The 20264-nt window shown below is 57.0% G+C and carries 9 protein-coding genes, 2 tRNA genes and 6 rRNA genes (1 of these 17 cut by a window edge); 6 read left to right on the top strand and 11 right to left on the bottom strand.

Annotation, left to right across the window (positions count from 1 at the left end):
- Window positions 1-520: 520 nt before the first annotated feature.
- On the bottom strand, window positions 521-703 hold the full coding sequence (locus ACK56M_RS01020) for a hypothetical protein (protein ID WP_137108949.1): 183 nt from the start codon (window positions 701-703) through the stop codon (window positions 521-523).
- A 141-nt stretch (window positions 704-844) separates the two neighbouring features.
- Between ACK56M_RS01020 and ACK56M_RS01015 the strand changes: the two genes are divergently transcribed.
- Both ACK56M_RS01015 and ACK56M_RS01010 read left to right on the top strand, forming a co-directional pair.
- The gene (locus tag ACK56M_RS01015; RefSeq protein WP_015268516.1) at window positions 845-3001 is read left to right on the top strand and encodes a type I secretion system permease/ATPase; all 2157 of its coding nucleotides are present in this window, start codon (window positions 845-847) and stop codon (window positions 2999-3001) included.
- Window positions 2991-4367 carry an HlyD family type I secretion periplasmic adaptor subunit gene (locus ACK56M_RS01010; protein WP_015268515.1) on the top strand — a complete coding sequence of 459 codons (1377 nt, stop codon included), beginning with the start codon at window positions 2991-2993 and terminating at the stop codon, window positions 4365-4367. The genes ACK56M_RS01015 and ACK56M_RS01010 overlap by 11 nt, the downstream gene beginning before the upstream one ends.
- Before the next feature lie 154 nt (window positions 4368-4521).
- On the opposite strand, the gene lapD is transcribed toward ACK56M_RS01010, so the two are convergent.
- Window positions 4522-6468 carry a cyclic di-GMP receptor LapD gene (gene lapD, locus ACK56M_RS01005; RefSeq protein WP_411959214.1) on the bottom strand — a complete coding sequence of 649 codons (1947 nt, stop codon included), beginning with the start codon at window positions 6466-6468 and terminating at the stop codon, window positions 4522-4524.
- A 10-nt stretch (window positions 6469-6478) separates the two neighbouring features.
- The gene (lapG, locus tag ACK56M_RS01000; RefSeq protein WP_015268513.1) at window positions 6479-7240 is read right to left on the bottom strand and encodes a cysteine protease LapG; all 762 of its coding nucleotides are present in this window, start codon (window positions 7238-7240) and stop codon (window positions 6479-6481) included.
- A gap of 205 nt (window positions 7241-7445) precedes the next feature.
- On the opposite strand from lapG, the gene ACK56M_RS00995 reads away from it, so the two are divergent.
- The 4 genes from ACK56M_RS00995 to ACK56M_RS00980 all read left to right on the top strand — a co-directional run bounded on the left by ACK56M_RS00995 (window position 7446) and on the right by ACK56M_RS00980 (window position 12419).
- Window positions 7446-8135, top strand: coding sequence for a GntR family transcriptional regulator (locus ACK56M_RS00995; protein WP_015268512.1), 690 nt, complete (start codon window positions 7446-7448; stop codon window positions 8133-8135).
- 107 nt (window positions 8136-8242) lie between these two features.
- Complete coding sequence (locus tag ACK56M_RS00990; RefSeq protein WP_015268511.1) at window positions 8243-8746, top strand: sigma-70 family RNA polymerase sigma factor; 504 nt, start codon at window positions 8243-8245, stop codon at window positions 8744-8746.
- Between the two features lie 4 nt (window positions 8747-8750).
- The gene (locus ACK56M_RS00985; protein WP_015268510.1) at window positions 8751-9707 is read left to right on the top strand and encodes a FecR family protein; all 957 of its coding nucleotides are present in this window, start codon (window positions 8751-8753) and stop codon (window positions 9705-9707) included.
- 246 nt (window positions 9708-9953) lie between these two features.
- Window positions 9954-12419: a TonB-dependent siderophore receptor gene (locus ACK56M_RS00980; protein ID WP_139657337.1), complete on the top strand. Its 2466-nt coding sequence runs from the start codon at window positions 9954-9956 to the stop codon at window positions 12417-12419.
- A 90-nt stretch (window positions 12420-12509) separates the two neighbouring features.
- On the opposite strand, the gene rrf (ACK56M_RS00975) is transcribed toward ACK56M_RS00980, so the two are convergent.
- The 8 genes from rrf (ACK56M_RS00975) to ACK56M_RS00940 all read right to left on the bottom strand — a co-directional run.
- Window positions 12510-12625 (bottom strand): 5S ribosomal RNA (gene rrf / locus ACK56M_RS00975).
- Between the two features lie 109 nt (window positions 12626-12734).
- Window positions 12735-12850 (bottom strand): 5S ribosomal RNA (gene rrf, locus ACK56M_RS00970).
- A 131-nt stretch (window positions 12851-12981) separates the two neighbouring features.
- Window positions 12982-15873, bottom strand: a 23S ribosomal RNA gene (locus ACK56M_RS00965).
- Window positions 15874-16116: 243 nt separating this feature from the next.
- Window positions 16117-16192: transfer RNA gene (locus ACK56M_RS00960), tRNA-Ala, on the bottom strand.
- 24 nt (window positions 16193-16216) lie between these two features.
- A tRNA-Ile gene (locus tag ACK56M_RS00955) sits at window positions 16217-16293 on the bottom strand.
- 85 nt (window positions 16294-16378) lie between these two features.
- A 16S ribosomal RNA gene (locus tag ACK56M_RS00950) occupies window positions 16379-17915 on the bottom strand.
- 447 nt (window positions 17916-18362) lie between these two features.
- Window positions 18363-18478 (bottom strand): 5S ribosomal RNA (gene rrf / locus ACK56M_RS00945).
- Window positions 18479-18609: 131 nt separating this feature from the next.
- A 23S ribosomal RNA gene (locus tag ACK56M_RS00940) occupies window positions 18610-20264 on the bottom strand; it runs 1237 nt beyond the window's last position.
- The 16S, 23S and 5S rRNA genes sit together here with 2 tRNA genes alongside, the layout of an rRNA operon.

The following is a 20264-nucleotide window of genomic DNA, read 5'->3' as shown; positions in this document are numbered from 1 at the left end:
AAACTATTGACCTGCATTCTGCCATCCTAAACAATCGCCAATGTAATGTCACATTGATATTCGCATATTAACCATGTGCTTTCTGGGGACAAGTGTCATACATCACCTAAAGCGCGCGCAACGCGACATTCAGAGCATCTTTCTCGGCGCTTAGGTGATGGTATCGGATGGGTCAGGACACCCTTTCATCGGCAACTGTCAAAATTCGAGCGTCAATTTACAAATCACCTTCAGCTCGTTCAAACAATAGCTTTGTCAAAAGCACAAACCTTGCCTAAAGGGGGCCCGACGGTTACTGGAGGCCGCGCAGAACCTGGGCCTTGTGACAGTTCGCGACTCTCGGTAGCCAGTACAGTTGCACAATAAGGGTGCCAATTTGCCGCAGATCAAAGAGATAGCGAACCACAGCGTAAATACTGCCAGCCCTAATACGAGAAAGCGTCACCGTTTGTATAGACCAGGTTTGTCAGAGAACGCTTTTCTAATAGATGAATTTTGCCTAATTAGTCGCGCAAGTTCGTCAACAAATCAGCGCCTGTTTCTTGACCATGGTGCAGAGCAATACCGCAACACCTCTGTCGCCAGCTGGATGGCAGGCTATGCTGAAAACTGATTCGATCTGGATGCTGACTGGATCAAAAATGAAACATCCACCACCCAGCACCGTCTGCCAGGAATGAAGACCGCAGAACTGTTTACTCAATACCGATTCAAGGCGACCATTAGCCGGTTGCCCAAGCGCCAGGGTGCCGTAGCCTCATGACCACTGCCTGGCAGCACGGGTGAGCCAGCCTGAACGGCGGCACACCCACCCCACCCACCACAAGGATGAAGAGAGCGCCGCGTGGAATCCGAAGTCAGTCGAGTCCAACTCAGCCACGATCCACGCAGTCAGCATGACGATCCCCTGCTGGATAGTCTGTTGAGCCTGTGTGTCCTGCACCAGAAACCTGCAAGCCGGGTCATGCTGACCACCGGCCTGCCGTTGCCGGCCCAGCGCCTGAGCCCCGAGTTGCTGCCCCGCGCTGCCGCCAGGGCCGGCCTGCAGGGGCGCCTGCTGCAGCGTAAGCTGGAGCAGATCCCGAGCATCGCCATGCCAGCCATGTTGCTGCTCAAGGAAGGCCGCAGCGCCGTCCTGCTGGGCTGGGAGAACGAAGACACCGCACGCCTGTTGCTCAGCGAGAGCGATGGCGGCGAGGTGCATGTCAGCCGCGAAGCCCTGCAGAGCGATTACAGTGGTCGGGTATTCTTTGCCCAGCCGCAGCACAAGTTCGACGTCAACCACGGCAACCTCATCCCGCGGGCGAAGTCGTGGTTCCGCGATACCTTGCTGCGCAGCAAGTGGCTGTATATCGACGCCATCGCCGCCAGCCTGGTGATCAACCTGATCGCCCTGGCCGCGCCACTGTTCGTGATGAACGTATATGACCGGGTGGTACCCAACCAGGCCACCTCGACCCTCTGGGTACTGGCCGTCGGCATCGCCGGCGCCTACATCTTCGACCTGATCCTCAAGGGCCTGCGCGGCTTGTGCCTGGACCTGGCTGGCAAGAAGACCGACCTGATCATTTCGGCAACGCTGTTCGAACGTATCGTCGGCATGTCGATGAAGTACCGCCCTGCGAGGGTCGGCAGCTTTGCCCAGAACATTCATGAGTTCCAGGGCCTGCGTGACTTCCTCGCTTCGCTGACCCTGACCAGCCTGATCGACCTGCCGTTCACCGTCCTTATTCTGATTGTCATCGCCATCATTGGCGGGCACCTGGTGTGGATCCCGATCATCGCCTTCCCACTGGCCCTGGGCATCGGCTACGCACTGCAACGGCCACTGATGGCGACCATGGAACGGACCATGGCCCTGGCTTCGGAGCGCCAGTCCAGCCTGATCGAGACCCTTGCCGGCCTGGATGCGGTAAAGGTCAACAACGCCGAAAGCGAACGCCAGTACATGTGGGAGCAGACCCTCGGTACCCTCAGCCGCCTGGAACTGCGGGTGAAAGTGCTGTCGAGCCTGGCGATGAACATCACCCTGCTGATCCAGCAACTGGCAGGCGTGGCAATGATCTGCGTCGGCGTATACCTGATCATCGACGGCAACCTGAGCATGGGCGGCCTGGTAGCCTGCTACATGCTCAGCGGCCGCGCCCTCGGGCCGCTGGGCCAGCTCAACGGCCTGCTCGCCCGCTATCAGCAAGCCAAGGTGACCATGGTCTCCACCGACCACATGATGGAACTACCGCAAGAGCGCAACTTCGAAGAACGCCCGCTGAGCCGCAAGGTGCTGCAGGGCAGCGTCGAGTTCCGCGGGGTCGATTTCACCTATCCGAACCAACAGAACCAGGCCCTGAAGAACATCAACCTCACCATCCGCCCCGGCGAGAAGGTGGGCATTATCGGCCGCAGTGGCTCGGGCAAGAGCTCGTTGGCCAAGCTCATCGTCGGCCTGTACGAGGCCGACAGCGGCTCGCTGCTGGTCGACGGCGTGGACATTCGCCAGATTGACGTCAGCGAACTGCGCCACAACATCGGCTACGTGCCGCAGGACATTCAGCTGCTGGCCGGTACCCTGCGCGATAACCTGGTCAGCGGGGCCCGCTACATCGAGGATGAGTTGATCCTGCAGGCTGCTGAACTGGCAGGCGTACATGAATTCGCCCGGTTGCACCCGGACGGCTACGAGCTGCAGGTGGGTGAGCGCGGGCAGAACCTGTCCGGCGGCCAGCGACAGAACGTCGCCCTGGGCCGCGCGCTGTTGCTCAACCCGCAGATCCTGCTGCTGGACGAACCGACCAGCGCCATGGACAACACCGGCGAAGAACGCCTCAAGCAGCGGCTGCAGGCGGTAGTGGAAGGCAAGACGATGCTGCTGGTCACTCACCGTGCCTCGCTGCTGTCACTGGTGGACCGACTGATCGTGATCGATCGCGGGCAGATTGTCGCCGACGGCCCGAAAGCCGCGGTCATGGATGCGCTGAAGAAGGGGCAGATCAGTGTTGCATAAGCTGGATGTAGGGCAATTCAAGGAAGGCCTGCGGCGCTATTTCAAAGGGTCCGATTCACTGGGCGGGCAGCCGCTGCCAGAGGTCAACAAGGCCCTGATCGAGGATGCGCCGCGAGTCGTGCGGCTGACCATCTGGGGCGTGATCCTGTTCTTCGTGTTCCTGATCGTGTGGGCCAGCGTCGCGCCCATCGACGAAGTTACGCGGGGTGAAGGCAAGGCCATTCCGTCGTCCAAGGTGCAGAAGATTCAGAACCTGGAGGGGGGTATAGTCGCCGAGATCTTCGCCAAGGAAGGGCAGATCGTCGAAGTGGGCCAGCCATTGCTGCGCCTGGATGAAACCCGATTCGCCTCCAATGTGGGTGAAACCGAGGCCGACCGCCTGGCCATGGCTTTGCGCGTCGAGCGCCTGAGTGCCGAAGTGGGCGACACCCCGTTGAAGATCGATGAGGAACTGCGCAAGGCCGCGCCAAGCCAGGCAGCAAGCGAAGAGTCGCTGTACCAGAGCCGGCGCCAGCAACTGCAGGACGAGATTGGTGGCTTGCAGCAACAACTGGTCCAGCGCCAGCAGGAGCTGCGCGAGTTCAGCTCAAAGCGCGCCCAGTACGCCAACAGCCTGGAACTGTTGCGTAAAGAGATCAGCATGTCCGAGCCACTGGTGGCAACCGGCGCAATCTCGCAGGTTGAAGTGCTGCGCCTGCGTCGTGCCGAGGTGGAGAACCGCGGTCAGCTGGACTCCACAGCGCTGGCTATCCCGCGTGCCGAGGCGGCCATTCGCGAGGTGCAAAGCAAGATCGAAGAGACCCGTGGCAAATTCCGTAGCGAAGCGCTGACCCAGCTGAACGAAGCGCGCACAGAGCTGAACAAAGCCACGGCAACCAGCAAGGCGCTGGATGATCGCGTGCACCGCACCATGGTTACTTCGCCGGTACGCGGTATCGTCAAGCAACTGCTGGTGAATACCATTGGCGGGGTGATCCAGCCGGGCAGCGATATCATAGAAATCGTGCCGCTGGACGACTCACTGGTTATCGAGGCGAAGATCCTGCCCAAGGACATCGCCTTCCTGCACCCTGGTCAGGAAGCGACGGTCAAGTTCACGGCCTATGACTACACCATCTACGGTGGGCTGAAGGCCAAGCTGGAGCAGATCGGTGCCGACACCATCACCGATGAAGACAAGAAGACCACCTATTACCTGATCAAGCTGCGCACCGACCGCAGCCACCTGGGCACTGACGAGAAGCCGCTGCTGATCATTCCGGGGATGGTGGCGACGGTCGATATCATGACCGGCAAGAAGACCATCATGAGCTACCTGCTCAAGCCGATCATGAAGGCGCGTTCGGAGGCGTTGCGCGAGCGTTGACCGCCATTCCTACCGTGTTCGTTGTAGGAGCAGCCTTGTGTCGCGAAAGGGCTGCACAGCAGCCCCAGCGATTTTTGCGTCTTTGCTGAAATCCTGGGGCCGCTGTGCAGCCCTTTCGCGACACAAGGCCGCTCCTACAAGGGACCGCATACCCTCAGCGCCAGGGGGCAGGCTCACCAACCAACTGCCCCTGAATCCCGCCTACACCCATCTCCCGCAACACCAACCGCTCACCTTCCGTCTCGACCCGCTCGGCAATCAGCGGCAGGTCGATACTGTGTGCGGCACGCTGGACCGCTTCGATGAACAGCCGCTTGTGCTGCTCTTGGTCAATGTTGCGGATGTAGCTGCCATCGATCTTCAGGTATGCCAGGCCCAGGTGCGCCAGGTTGCCGATCATGCTGAAACGCCCACCAAAGCGTTGCAGCGCCAAGCCGAAGCCAAGCGCGTGCAGGCGCCGGGTGAGTTGTTCCAGAACCGCCTGCTCAGGCAACTGTTCCTCGCCAATTTCGAAAACCAGCCGCGGACCAAGCGCCGTGTTTTGGCCCAGAAGCTCGAAGACACGCTGCAGGGCCTTGGGGTCGGCCAGGGTGGCGGCGGACAGGTTCAGCGCCAACACCTGTTCATGCCCTCGAAGGTGCGCCAGCACCTTCTCCAACACCAGCACATCAAGCCGCGGCATCCAGCCGAAGCGCTCCAGCCAGGGCAGGAAGCGGCCTGCCGGCAGCGCCTCGCCCTGGCCATCCTGCAAACGCGAAATCACCTTGTGGTGCAGTACCCGTTGTACAGAAGCGCAATCTACGACTGGCTGGAAGAACAGTTCAAATTGCCCATTATTGAATGCCTGGTCCAGCCGCTCATGCCAGACATGCTGACTATCCGCAGCAACTGCGGCCACACCTAGTTCAAGGCATACCCAACCCGGTGTTGGCTGGTTCTCGGCGCGTGCCAGCGCCTCGTCGGCAAGCTTCAGCAATGCCTGTGGTGAATCACCGGGGTTGAACGGCGCCAGGCCGATACAAGCCACCGGGTCTATATCACTAGCGCCTGTTTCGTGCAGGCTGTGCAGCGTTGCTTCCAAGGCCTGGGCAAGCTGTACCGCCTCTTCATGCACCATGCCCGGCGCCAACACGGCGAACTCGCCCCCGCGGCTGCGGGAAATCAGGTCGTTGGTTTCCGGGTAGCTGGCACAGGTGCGACGCAACTGCTCACCCACAGCCTGTAGCAACTGGTCGGTACGCTGGCCGCCAAGACGGGCGTTCAACCCCGCCAGCCCCTGGACCCGCAGCAACAGCAGGTAGCCGGCGCGCGCTTCTTCCAGGTTGCTCACCCGGGTGTTCAACTGCATCTCGAAATAACGGCGGTTGGAGAGCCCGGTCAGGCTGTCCTGATAGGACTCGGCACGCAGCCGCTCGCTGCGCTCGGCCTGCTCGGTGAACAGTGCCTTGAGCTTCTCGACCATCTGGTTCATCGCCTGCACTACCCGGCGCAGCTCCGGTGTGCGCGGCAACTCAGGCAGGCTGAGGAATTCGCGGCGGGCAATGGCGTGGGACTGCTCGACCATGTAGTCCAGCGGCCGCAACTGGCGACGCAGGAGCAAGGCGCCGAGTACGGCGCTGGCCGCGCCACACAGCAGCAGCCAACCCAGGCTGCCCAGGGCGCTTTGCCAGAGCTTGGCAATGGCGAACATCGGGTGGCTGATCACCTCAACACGCGCAGCCTGCTGCCAGCCACGGCTGACGATGGCGTCGCCGCCGGCAGCTTCCAGGCCGATCAGGCCCACGAACCAGCGCGGTACACCGCCGGGGTCCGGCTCGGCGTGGCGCTCTACCAGCACAGCATTGGAACCTAGGTCGACAACCTTGATACTTGAGTAATAACCACTGTCAAAGATCGAACTGACCATCAGCTCGACCATCGCCGGGTCATCGATATTCGGCGTCAGCGACAGCGCCAGCGCTGTCGCCGCATCCTGGGCGTGCGAGCGCAACTGGTTGACGTACTGGCTGCGCGAGCTTTCCAGGCTGACCATGAAACTGCCACTGAAGGCGACCACCAGGAAGAGGCAAATGGCCAACAGCAATTGTTTGAACAGTGACATCTGTGCTCCTTCAGTAAACCGGCTCGGCCGGGAACCCTTCGGCCTGCATTTTCTTCAGCAAATCCTGCCAGCGTGACAGCCGCTTGGTATCGCCGACCTTCTTGTTGCCTGCGGCGCCCGTCAGCCACAAACCCTCACCATTGAAGGCGTACACCGGCAGCAGGTCGGTACGCTGGCTGGCCGGCTTGATGGCATCCATTAGGCTGTCGAGTACCAATGGTTGAGCCTGTGGGCTTGAATAATAGGTCAGGACCATGTGCGCCCGGTTCTGCCGCAGCGCCTTTACGTAGGTAATGCGCAGCTTTTCACTGGGAATACCCATGCGCCGCAGGCTGAAATACTTGGCGATGGCGTAGTCCTCGCAGTCCCCTGCACCCTTGATCAGCGCCTGCACCGGCGTGGCCCAATAGTCGACCTCGTGCCACAGGTCGATGTCCTCTACATAGCGCAATTGCTGGTTGAAGAAGCGGTTGACCACCTGCAATCGCTCAAGCTCCGTACCCTGCTTCTGCGTAGCCATCAGGCTCTGCCAGGCATCGATACGGCCCTGCCCGGCGCCCAAGGGGCCATACAGGGCCTGCGACTTGCGGCTGATCTGGGAAAAGTCCCAATCCGCGTACAGCCCGCCCAGCAGCAGGCTGCCCAGCAGCGCAGCAAGGCCGACACGTTGCACAACGGTTTTGAGCATCCAGGATATCGCCACTGCCAAGCCCTGTTCAGGCCAGTCGAAAGCAGCGATGGTGCGGCCTGCAACGGCAAAAGACAATGGCATCCTGCAATCATGCACCCGCCGGTCAGTCGACCTACACTTTCTGGTTATAACCTTGTGTGGGCCGCTTCCTTTGCCCTTCGACTTCATCCACCATAGCCGCGCTTTTGGGGGCGCCTGCTCCATTAGGTGTACAGGTTTGACACCCCCAAGAGCTGTTACTAGCTTCATTGGATCCAACTTTAGTCATCGTTGAGGCAGACGTCGCGTGGCCGAGAAAATCAAATTGAGCAATGTGCTGGCCAGCGAGCAGCTGTTGCCGCACCAGGCCCGTGGCGTGATCGAAGAACGCCTGCGTAGTGCCATTCTTGATGGCCGTTTGCCCCCTGGTACTGCCATCCGCCAACAAGAGCTCGCTACCTTGTTCGGTGTAAGCCGCATGCCCGTTCGCGAAGCCCTGCGCCAGCTGGAAGCGCAATCACTGCTGAAAGTGGAAATGCACAAGGGCGCGGTTGTTGCGCCGCTGATCGGCGAGGATGCGGTGGACACCTATGCCCTGCGCGTGCTGCTTGAGACCGAGGCACTGCGCCAGTCCATTCCGCTGCTCGATGCCAACGACATCGCCAGTGCCCGCGGGTATATCCAGCAACTGGAAAACGAAACCCGTCACGCCGAAATCGGCCGCCTCAATCGCCTGTTCCACATGTCGCTGTACAGCAAGGCGCCGAACAAGAAGCTGCTGCGCCTGATCGAGGACGAATTGAACGAGGAAGAGCGCTTCCTGCGGTTTCATCTTTCGTCCATGGGCCTGGGCAAGCTCACCCAGGACGATCACAACGCACTGGCGGATGCGGCTGGCGACAAGCTGGTGGATGAAGCAGTAACGGTGCTGGAACGACACCTGAATAACGCATCGCGGGTAATCCGCAAGTACCTGGATACACAACGGAGCCGCTAGCGAGCAGTGACTGCATCAAGGTGCGGTCGAATAGGTTGCAAATTGATCTGCCCTTGTCAACAATGAGACTAATTATCATTCATGTCCATTGGTGGCAGCGCCCTCCCATGCCCAGCAACGATTCCGTGCAAACGCTCTACAGTGACCACCACGGTTGGTTGCATGCCTGGCTACGCAGCAAGCTGGGCAACGCCGCCGATGCCGCAGACCTGGCTCAGGACACCTTCGTACGCCTGTTGCAACGTCGCGAACATCTGCAACTGAACACACCCCGGGCTTTCCTGAGAACGGTTGCGCGTGGGCTCGTGATCGACCACTGGCGGCGCGAGGAACTGCACAGGGCCTATCTCGAAGCACTGGCACAGTTGCCGGAAGCGCAGGCCCCTTCGGCCGAAACCCGTGAGCTGCTGCTGGAATTGCTGGAGCGCATCGCGCGCATGCTCGAAGGCCTCAAGCCCAAAGTACGTCGTGCATTCCTGCTTGCCCAATGCGAGGGGCTGAAGCACCAGGCGATCGCCGACCAGATGGGGATCTCGGTGCGTACCGTGGAGCGCTATATCGCCGACGCGCTCTACCATTGCTACTTGCTGCGCTACGCCGACGAGTGTTGACGTAATGACCGCTTCACAGCCCGGCGCAACAGCAGTCAAGCAGGCCATCCAGTTGATGCTGAGGCTGCGCGAGAGCGGGCATGCCCCTGCCCTGCAACAAGAGTGCAGGCAATGGCGCACTGCCCACCACGAACACGAGCAGGCTTGGCAACGAGTAATTCACCTGCATCAGGACCTCGACCTGCGTGCCATACCCGGTGCCGGGCTGGCTTTGCAAACCCTGGAGACCAGCCAGCGCCGCCTGCATCGTCGGCAGGCGCTGAAACTGCTTGGCGGCGTTGCCATGGTAGGGACGGCGGCATGGCTGGGAAAAGACCTCGATGCGGTCAACGCCTGGACATCAGACTACGCCACCGGCACGGGCGAACGACGCAGCTTTGCGCTTCCCGATGGCTCGCAGATGCAACTCAACACCCGCAGTACCGTCGACCTGGCCTTCAATGACCAGCAGCGCCTGGTCCGCCTGAAGCAGGGGGAATTGATGATTGCCTGCAACCCGCAGCGTTCCTTGCTTGTAGAAACTCGTGACGCGTTACTGGAAGGGTTCGAAGGACGCTTTGTGGCACGTCAGGACAGCGACTGCACGCAGGTCAGTGTCAGCCATGGCAGGGTGGCGATACACCGGCCTGACAATGGCCAGCTGCAATGGATCGAAAGCGGCCAGAACTGGCGCCTGGATGCGCTAGGCACACACCAGCTCGAACAGGTGGACATGGATGCGATGGCCTGGACAGAAGGCCTGATCGTCACCCGGGACATGCGCCTGTTCGACTTCCTTGCGCAGGTCAGCCGTTATCGCCATGGTTACCTGGGCTGTAGCGACGACATTGCCGATTTGCGCCTGTCGGGTGTATTTCGCCTCGAAGACCCGGAGCAACTGCTACAGCTGATACCACGGACGCTACCCGTACGGCTTCGCCAACGTACACGCTGGTGGGTGCGCGTGGAGGGGCTGGCCTGAACTGACGGCGGCTTTTGCGTTCAGGGCTGCTATGCAGCCCATCGCCGGCAAGCCAGCTCCCACAGAGATCGCAAAAGGCCTGAGGGCTATGCAATACCTGTGGGAGCTGGCTTGCCGGCGATGGGGCGCGTGGCGGCCCCAATAACTTTTTTGACGGGTTTTGAATGTCGGTCCGGCTAGGACAGTAAGCGACACCTCCTGCCCTCTCACTTCAACGGACCCCTCATGCCTACCGCTCCCGCGCATATGCGCACATTTAACGCGAATGATTTTCGACCTGTCTTGCACTCAGTATATTTACGCAATGCAGTCCGGGCTGCCCTGTTTGGCACCTCCTTGGGCCTGACAGCCGTCACACCACTGTCCATAGCAGCAGAAACGGCCCAGGTAAGCCACCACTACGCGATCCCGGCCGGCCAGTTGGATGATGTGCTCAACCAGTTCGCCCGCCAGGCTGGCATCACCCTGTCGAGCACACCCCAGCTCACCCAAGGCTTGCAGTCGAATGGTCTGCAGGGGCAGTACTCTACCGATCAGGCACTGCGCCAGTTGCTAAATGGCAGCGGCCTGGGAGCCGTTAACCAGAACGGCCGCAGCTACGTGCTGCAGGTACAACCCCAAGGCGCTGCATTGTCATTGCCAGACACCGATGTCCGTAGCTTCACACTTGGCAATGCATTGGGCAGCATGGAGGGTTACAACGCTACCCACAGCCAGGTGGCGACCAAGACCAGCATGCCGCTGGTAGAGACATCACAATCGGTCTCGGTGGTTACCCGACAGCAGATGGACGACCAAGGCTCACAAACGGTTGCCCAAGCCATGCGCTACACACCTGGGGTACTGACCAACCCCTACGGGGCGACCCATCGTTATGACTATGTGGCCATGCGTGGCTTCAACGACGGCTCGGTAGACAACATCTACGTCGACGGGCTCAAGTCGATGGGAGACAACGGCACCTACAGCACCATGCAGGTGGACCCGTACTTCCTGGAGCGCATCGATATCCTCAAGGGACCGTCTTCGGTACTGTATGGCCGTAGCTCGCCAGGAGGCCTGGTGGCACTGACCACCAAGAAGCCGCTGTTCACCCCCTACCATCAAGTCCAGGCCACCCTCGGTACCCAAGGCCAGCGCGGCATGGGTTTCGATTTCAGCGGCCCCGTGGATGACGACAAGCGTATCGCTTATCGCCTGACAGGCCTGGCGGATGCTTCCGACACGCAGTTCGACCACAACAAGGAAGAACGCTATGCCATCGCGCCGGCCGTCAGCATCGACTTCAGCGAAGACACTTCGCTGACCCTGCAGGCCTACCTGCAACATGACCCCAACGGCGGCTATCACGGCGGTAACCCCGCAGATGGCATGCTGCACAAGCGCAACGGCTTGCGCCTTTCGGACCATTTCTTCGAAGGCGAGCCGGGTATCGACAACTACGAGCGTACCCAACAGTCCTTCAGCTATCAGTTCGAGCATCGCTTCAACGATGTGTTCACGGCACGCCAGAACTTCCGCTATCAGGATTCCGACGTGTCGATGGACCAGGTGTATTCCGCCGGCTGGGCGGATGCCGACAGCAATATCCTCAACCGCGCCTATACCGGCGGCGACGAACGCCTGCATTCGTACATCATCGACAACATGCTGCAGGCGGAATTCTTCACCGGGGCCGCCAAACACACCTTGCTGCTGGGCACCGACTACCAGCGACGCAAGGCTGACGTGGCCTGGCGTTATGGCACAGTCGATCCGCTGGATGCAGGCAACCCGCAGTACGGCAACGGCAACCTTCAGGTGCTGGGCGAGAACCGCTACCAGCGGCGCTTGCAGCAAACGGGCGTTTACCTGCAGGACCTGGTGGAGCTGGACCAATGGCGCTTCTCGTTGGGGCTGCGCCAGGACTGGGTGAAGGTGTCCGAGGAAAATCGCGACAGCAACACAAAGGTCAGTGACCAGCGCTCCAGGTTCACTACCCGCGCAGGGGTGCTCTACCTGTTCGAGAACGGCATTGCGCCCTATTTCAGCTACTCGGAGTCGTTCAACCCCAATACCGTGTCCGACCAGGAAGGACGCCCTCTGGCACCGACCGAAGGCACTCAATGGGAGGCTGGCATCAAGTATCAGCCGCCGGGTAGCGACAATCTGTTCACCGCATCGGTGTTCCGCATCGAGCAAGAGAACCTGGCCTCGAAGCAGCCTGACGAGGACTTCTATCGCCCTGTAGGGCAAGTTCGCTCACAAGGGCTTGAACTGGAGGCCCATGTGCAACTGACCGACAGCTTGAAGCTGCTGGGCGGCTATACCTTTACCGATATCGAGTACGCAAAGTCGATGCCCAGCCTGGTGTCCGGCAATCTGGATAACAAGGGCAATTCGCCAACCCAGGCACCGAAACAGATGTTCTCGCTTTGGGCTGACTACAACTTCCACCAGGGGGCCCTGGATGGCATGCGCTTGGGTGGTGGGGTGCGGTATGTGGGGTACAGCTGGGTGGATGCGGAAAACAGTATGAAGGTGCCCTCCTATACCCTGTTCGACGCCTCGATCGGCTATGACCTGGGCAAGGTCGGGCTGCGGGGGATGGATGTGCGCTTGAACGCCAACAACCTTACCAATGAAAGCTACATCACTTCGTGTGCCAGCTTGAACTACTGCTACATGGGTGAAGAGCGCAATGTCAGTGCCACGGTCAGCTATCAGTTCTGAGCTGATTGCGACGCACACAAGCCCTGGGGTCTTTGGGCCCTGAAAGACAAAGCCCCTGTCTGCATCGCAGACAGGGGCTTTGGATTTGAATCTTGACGATGTCCTACTCTCACATGGGGAAGCCCCACACTACCATCGGCGATGCATCGTTTCACTGCTGAGTTCGGGATGGGATCAGGTGGTTCCAATGCTCTATGGTCGTCAAGAAATTCTGTGTGCTGGCCCGTCCCTCGGACGTACCTGCGAATCTCTGTAGTTCCTACTTAAAGACAAAACCCCTACCTGCATGTGCAGATAGGGGTTTTGCGAAATGAATCTTGACGATGACCTACTCTCACATGGGGAAACCCCACACTACCATCGGCGATGCATCGTTTCACTGCTGAGTTCGGGATGGGATCAGGTGGTTCCAATGCTCTATGGTCGTCAAGAAATTCTGTTGCCAGAATGTCCAGATGGACAGCCCAGCGAATTCGGATATGCGATATTTGTGATGTTGCGAACTTTCGGTTGTTTCGTCTTCACCACCGCAATCTGCGCTAGCAAATTGCTTGGGTGTTATATGGTCAAGCCTCACGGGCAATTAGTATTGGTTAGCTCAACGCCTCACAGCGCTTACACACCCAACCTATCAACGTCGTAGTCTTCGACGGCCCTTCAGGGGATTCAAGATCCCAGTGAGATCTCATCTTGAGGCAAGTTTCCCGCTTAGATGCTTTCAGCGGTTATCTCTTCCGAACATAGCTACCCGGCAATGCCACTGGCGTGACAACCGGAACACCAGAGGTTCGTCCACTCCGGTCCTCTCGTACTAGGAGCAGCCCCTCTCAAATCTCAAACGTCCACGGCAGATAGGGACCGAACTGTCTCACGACGTTCTAAACCCAGCTCGCGTACCACTTTAAATGGCGAACAGCCATACCCTTGGGACCGGCTTCAGCCCCAGGATGTGATGAGCCGACATCGAGGTGCCAAACACCGCCGTCGATATGAACTCTTGGGCGGTATCAGCCTGTTATCCCCGGAGTACCTTTTATCCGTTGAGCGATGGCCCTTCCATACAGAACCACCGGATCACTAAGACCTACTTTCGTACCTGCTCGACGTGTTTGTCTCGCAGTCAAGCGCGCTTTTGCCTTTATACTCTACGACCGATTTCCGACCGGTCTGAGCGCACCTTCGTACTCCTCCGTTACTCTTTGGGAGGAGACCGCCCCAGTCAAACTACCCACCATACACTGTCCTCGATCCGGATAACGGACCTGAGTTAGAACCTCAAAGTTGCCAGGGTGGTATTTCAAGGATGGCTCCATGAGAACTGGCGTCCCCACTTCAAAGCCTCCCACCTATCCTACACAAGCAAATTCAAAGTCCAGTGCAAAGCTATAGTAAAGGTTCACGGGGTCTTTCCGTCTAGCCGCGGATACACTGCATCTTCACAGCGATTTCAATTTCACTGAGTCTCGGGTGGAGACAGCGCCGCCATCGTTACGCCATTCGTGCAGGTCGGAACTTACCCGACAAGGAATTTCGCTACCTTAGGACCGTTATAGTTACGGCCGCCGTTTACCGGGGCTTCGATCAAGAGCTTCGCTTGCGCTAACCCCATCAATTAACCTTCCGGCACCGGGCAGGCGTCACACCCTATACGTCCACTTTCGTGTTTGCAGAGTGCTGTGTTTTTAATAAACAGTCGCAGCGGCCTGGTATCTTCGACCGGCATGGGCTTACGGAGCAAGTCCTTCACCCTCGCCGGCGCACCTTCTCCCGAAGTTACGGTGCCATTTTGCCTAGTTCCTTCACCCGAGTTCTCTCAAGCGCCTTGGTATTCTCTACCTAACCACCTGTGTCGGTTTGGGGTACGGTTCCCAGTTATCTGAAGCTTAGGAGCTTTTCTTGGAAGCATGGTATCAACCACTTCGTCGCCTAGAGGCAACTCGTCATCAGCTCTCGGCCTTGAAATCCCGGATTTGCCTAAGATTTCAGCCTACCACCTTAAACCTGGACAACCAACGCCAGGCTGGCCTAACCTTCTCCGTCCCTCCATCGCAATAACTGGAAGTACAGGAATATTAACCTGTTTTCCATCGACTACGCTTTTCAGCCTCGCCTTAGGGACCGACTAACCCTGCGTCGATTAACGTTGCGCAGGAAACCTTGGTCTTTCGGCGTGCGAGTTTTTCACTCGCATTGTCGTTACTCATGTCAGCATTCGCACTTCTGATACCTCCAGCAAGCTTCTCAACTCACCTTCACAGGCTTACAGAACGCTCCTCTACCGCGTCATCAAAGATGACACCCGTAGCTTCGGTGCATGGTTTGAGCCCCGTTACATCTTCCGCGCAGGCCGACTCGACTAGTGAGCTATTACGCTTTCTTTAAAGGGTGGCTGCTTCTAAGCCAACCTCCTAGCTGTCTAAGCCTTCCCACATCGTTTCCCACTTAACCATGACTTTGGGACCTTAGCTGACGGTCTGGGTTGTTTCCCTTTTCACGACGGACGTTAGCACCCGCCGTGTGTCTCCCATGCTCGGCACTTCCAGGTATTCGGAGTTTGCATCGGTTTGGTAAGTCGGGATGACCCCCTAGCCGAAACAGTGCTCTACCCCCTGGAGTGATACATGAGGCGCTACCTAAATAGCTTTCGAGGAGAACCAGCTATCTCCGAGCTTGATTAGCCTTTCACTCCGATCCACAGGTCATCCGCTAACTTTTCAACGGTAGTCGGTTCGGTCCTCCAGTCAGTGTTACCTAACCTTCAACCTGCCCATGGATAGATCGCCCGGTTTCGGGTCTATACCCAGCGACTAAACGCCCTATTAAGACTCGCTTTCGCTACGCCTCCCCTATTCGGTTAAGCTCGCCACTGAATATAAGTCGCTGACCCATTATACAAAAGGTACGCAGTCACCTAACAAAGTAGGCTCCCACTGCTTGTACGCATACGGTTTCAGGTTCTATTTCACTCCCCTCTCCGGGGTTCTTTTCGCCTTTCCCTCACGGTACTGGTTCACTATCGGTCAGTCAGTAGTATTTAGCCTTGGAGGATGGTCCCCCCATATTCAGACAAAGTTTCTCGTGCTCCGTCCTACTCGATTTCATTGACAAGAGATTTTCGTGTACGGGGCTATCACCCACTATGGCCGCACTTTCCAGAGCGTTCCACTAATCTCAAATCAACTTAAGGGCTGGTCCCCGTTCGCTCGCCACTACTAAGGGAATCTCGGTTGATTTCTTTTCCTCAGGGTACTTAGATGTTTCAGTTCCCCTGGTTCGCCTCTTGCACCTATGTATTCAGTACAAGATACTCAGCTTATGCTGAGTGGGTTCCCCCATTCAGAGATCTCTGGATCACAGTCTGTTTGCCGACTCCCCAAAGCTTATCGCAGGCTACCACGTCTTTCATCGCCTCTGACTGCCAAGGCATCCACCGTATGCGCTTCTTCACTTGACCATATAACCCCAAGCAATCTGGTTATACTGTGAAGACGACATTCGCCGAAAATTCGCATGTTGCTCTTTCGAGCAGAACTCACAAATTTTACCTTAGCCTGATTAACCAGCAGTGAAACTGGCCATCAGTCTATATCTATCACATATCCGAATTTTTAAAGAACGATCTGACAAAAGTCAGAAATCAACATTCGAACTGAATGTTCATTTCTAAGTTCTGACAAGCTACTGCGTACGGCGAAAGTGGTGGAGCCAAGCGGGATCGAACCGCTGACCTCCTGCGTGCAAGGCAGGCGCTCTCCCAGCTGAGCTATGGCCCCGTATTCTACGGCTGAACCATGTAATGGTAGGTCTGGGCAGATTTGAACTGCCGACCTCACCCTTATCAGGGGTGCGCTCTAACCAACTGAGCTACAGACCTATAACAGGGTCGCGTTACAGCATCGTCTTTTACAATGAATCAAGCAATTCGTGTGGGAGCTCATCAGCAGGCTGATGTCGTCGATTAAGGAGGTGATCCAGCCGCAGGTTCCCCTACGGCTACCTTGTTACGACTTCACCCCAGTCATGAATCACACCGTGGTAACCGTCCTCCCGAAGGTTAGACTAGCTACTTCTGGTGCAACCCACTCCCATGGTGTGACGGGCGGTGTGTACAAGGCCCGGGAACGTATTCACCGCGACATTCTGATTCGCGATTACTAGCGATTCCGACTTCACGCAGTCGAGTTGCAGACTGCGATCCGGACTACGATCGGTTTTGTGAGATTAGCTCCACCTCGCGGCTTGGCAACCCTCTGTACCGACCATTGTAGCACGTGTGTAGCCCAGGCCGTAAGGGCCATGATGACTTGACGTCATCCCCACCTTCCTCCGGTTTGTCACCGGCAGTCTCCTTAGAGTGCCCACCATAACGTGCTGGTAACTAAGGACAAGGGTTGCGCTCGTTACGGGACTTAACCCAACATCTCACGACACGAGCTGACGACAGCCATGCAGCACCTGTGTCAGAGTTCCCGAAGGCACCAATCCATCTCTGGAAAGTTCTCTGCATGTCAAGGCCTGGTAAGGTTCTTCGCGTTGCTTCGAATTAAACCACATGCTCCACCGCTTGTGCGGGCCCCCGTCAATTCATTTGAGTTTTAACCTTGCGGCCGTACTCCCCAGGCGGTCAACTTAATGCGTTAGCTGCGCCACTAAAATCTCAAGGATTCCAACGGCTAGTTGACATCGTTTACGGCGTGGACTACCAGGGTATCTAATCCTGTTTGCTCCCCACGCTTTCGCACCTCAGTGTCAGTATCAGTCCAGGTGGTCGCCTTCGCCACTGGTGTTCCTTCCTATATCTACGCATTTCACCGCTACACAGGAAATTCCACCACCCTCTACCGTACTCTAGCTCGCCAGTTTTGGATGCAGTTCCCAGGTTGAGCCCGGGGCTTTCACATCCAACTTAACGAACCACCTACGCGCGCTTTACGCCCAGTAATTCCGATTAACGCTTGCACCCTCTGTATTACCGCGGCTGCTGGCACAGAGTTAGCCGGTGCTTATTCTGTCGGTAACGTCAAAACAGCAAGGTATTAACTTACTGCCCTTCCTCCCAACTTAAAGTGCTTTACAATCCGAAGACCTTCTTCACACACGCGGCATGGCTGGATCAGGCTTTCGCCCATTGTCCAATATTCCCCACTGCTGCCTCCCGTAGGAGTCTGGACCGTGTCTCAGTTCCAGTGTGACTGATCATCCTCTCAGACCAGTTACGGATCGTCGCCTTGGTGAGCCATTACCTCACCAACTAGCTAATCCGACCTAGGCTCATCTGATAGCGCAAGGCCCGAAGGTCCCCTGCTTTCTCCCGTAGGACGTATGCGGTATTAGCGTTCCTTTCGAAACGTTGTCCCCCACTACCAGGCAGATTCCTAGGCATTACTCACCCGTCCGCCGCTGAATCAAGGAGCAAGCTCCCGTCATCCGCTCGACTTGCATGTGTTAGGCCTGCCGCCAGCGTTCAATCTGAGCCATGATCAAACTCTTCAGTTCAATACTGCTTGGGTTTTTAAGAAACCCTAAACTTGGCTCAGCAATCTCAAATGACTATGTGATTTCTCGCATGGCCACTTGTGATGCTGATAATCTTTGTGACTATCAGTCCGTACTCACAAGCACCCACACGAATTGCTTGATTCGATTTGTTAAAGAGCATTTGGTTAAGAGCCTTTCGTCTCAACCGAGGCGCGCATTCTACGCTTTCCTCATTTGCTGTCAAGCGTTTATTTTGAAGTTTTTGGCGAGAAACTCGTTTAACTTCAGACACTTAACTCGCTTCGATCTCTCGTCGCGGGAGGTGAATAATACAGCATTCAGAAACGCTGTCAACCACCTTTTTACCACCACCGGCTGGCCTTCAGCCTACCAGGAGAAGCGATAGCTTCTACTTAAAGACAAAACCCCTACCTGCATGCGCAGATAGGGGTTTTGCGAAATGAATCTTGACGATGACCTACTCTCACATGGGGAAACCCCACACTACCATCGGCGATGCATCGTTTCACTGCTGAGTTCGGGATGGGATCAGGTGGTTCCAATGCTCTATGGTCGTCAAGAAATTCTGCTGCCAGAATGTCCAGATGGACAGCCCAGCGAATTCGGATATGCGATATTTGTGATGTTGCGAACTTTCGGTTGTTTCGTCTTCACCACCGCAATCTGCGCTAGCAAATTGCTTGGGTGTTATATGGTCAAGCCTCACGGGCAATTAGTATTGGTTAGCTCAACGCCTCACAGCGCTTACACACCCAACCTATCAACGTCGTAGTCTTCGACGGCCCTTTAGGGGATTCAAGATCCCAGTGAGATCTCATCTTGAGGCAAGTTTCCCGCTTAGATGCTTTCAGCGGTTATCTCTTCCGAACATAGCTACCCGGCAATGCCACTGGCGTGACAACCGGAACACCAGAGGTTCGTCCACTCCGGTCCTCTCGTACTAGGAGCAGCCCCTCTCAAATCTCAAACGTCCACGGCAGATAGGGACCGAACTGTCTCACGACGTTCTAAACCCAGCTCGCGTACCACTTTAAATGGCGAACAGCCATACCCTTGGGACCGGCTTCAGCCCCAGGATGTGATGAGCCGACATCGAGGTGCCAAACACCGCCGTCGATATGAACTCTTGGGCGGTATCAGCCTGTTATCCCCGGAGTACCTTTTATCCGTTGAGCGATGGCCCTTCCATACAGAACCACCGGATCACTAAGACCTACTTTCGTACCTGCTCGACGTGTTTGTCTCGCAGTCAAGCGCGCTTTTGCCTTTATACTCTACGACCGATTTCCGACCGGTCTGAGCGCACCTTCGTACTCCTCCGTTACTCTTTGGGAGGAGACCGCCCCAGTCAAACTACCCACCATACACTGTCCTCGATCCGGATAACGGACCTGAGTTAGAACCTCAAAGTTGCCAGGGTGGTATTTCAAGGATGGCTCCATGAGAACTGGCGTCCCCACTTCAAAGCCTCCCACCTATCCTACACAAGCAAATTCAAAGTCCAGTGCAAAGCTATAGTAAAGGTTCACGGGGTCTTTCCGTCTAGCCGCGGATACACTGCATCTTCACAGCGATTTCAATTTCACTGAGTCTCGGGTGGAGACAGCGCCGCCATCGTTACGCCATTCGTGCAGGTCGGAACTTACCCGACAAGGAATTTCGCTACCTTAGGACCGTTATAGTTACGGCCGCCGTTTACCGGGGCTTCGATCAAGAGCTTCGCTTGCGCTAACCCCATCAATTAACCTTCCGGCACCGGGCAGGCGTCACACCCTATACGTCCACTTTCGTGTTTGCAGAGTGCTGTGTTTTTAATAAACAGTCGCAGCGGCCTGGTATCTTCGACCGGCATGGGCTTACGGAGCAAGTCCTTCACCCTCGCCGGCGCACCTTCTCCCGAAGTTACGGTGCCATTTTGCCTAGTTCCTTCACCCGAGTTCTCTCAAGCGCCTTGGTATTCTCTACCTAACCACCTGTGTCGGTTTGGGGTACGGTTCCCAGTTATCTGAAGCTTAGGAGCTTTTCTTGGAAGCATGGTATCAACCACTTCGTCGCCTAAAGGCAACTCGTCATCAGCTCTCGGCCTTGAAATCCCGGATTTGCCTAAGATTTCAGCCTACCACCTTAAACCTGGACAACCAACGCCAGGCTGGCCTAACCTTCTCCGTCCCTCCATCGCAATAACTGGAAGTACAGGAATATTAACCTGTTTTCCATCGACTACGCTTTTCAGCCTCGCCTTAGGGACCGACTAACCCTGCGTCGATTAACGTTGCGCAGGAAACCTTGGTCTTTCGGCGTGCGAGTTTTTCACTCGCATTGTCGTTACTCATGTCAGCATTCGCA

Source organism: Pseudomonas sp. s4 (assembly GCF_046764235.1).
Lineage (GTDB): Bacteria > Pseudomonadota > Gammaproteobacteria > Pseudomonadales > Pseudomonadaceae > Aquipseudomonas > Aquipseudomonas asiatica.
Note: the sequence above shows the minus strand (reverse complement) of the source record. Positions and strands in the feature narration are given on the sequence as shown.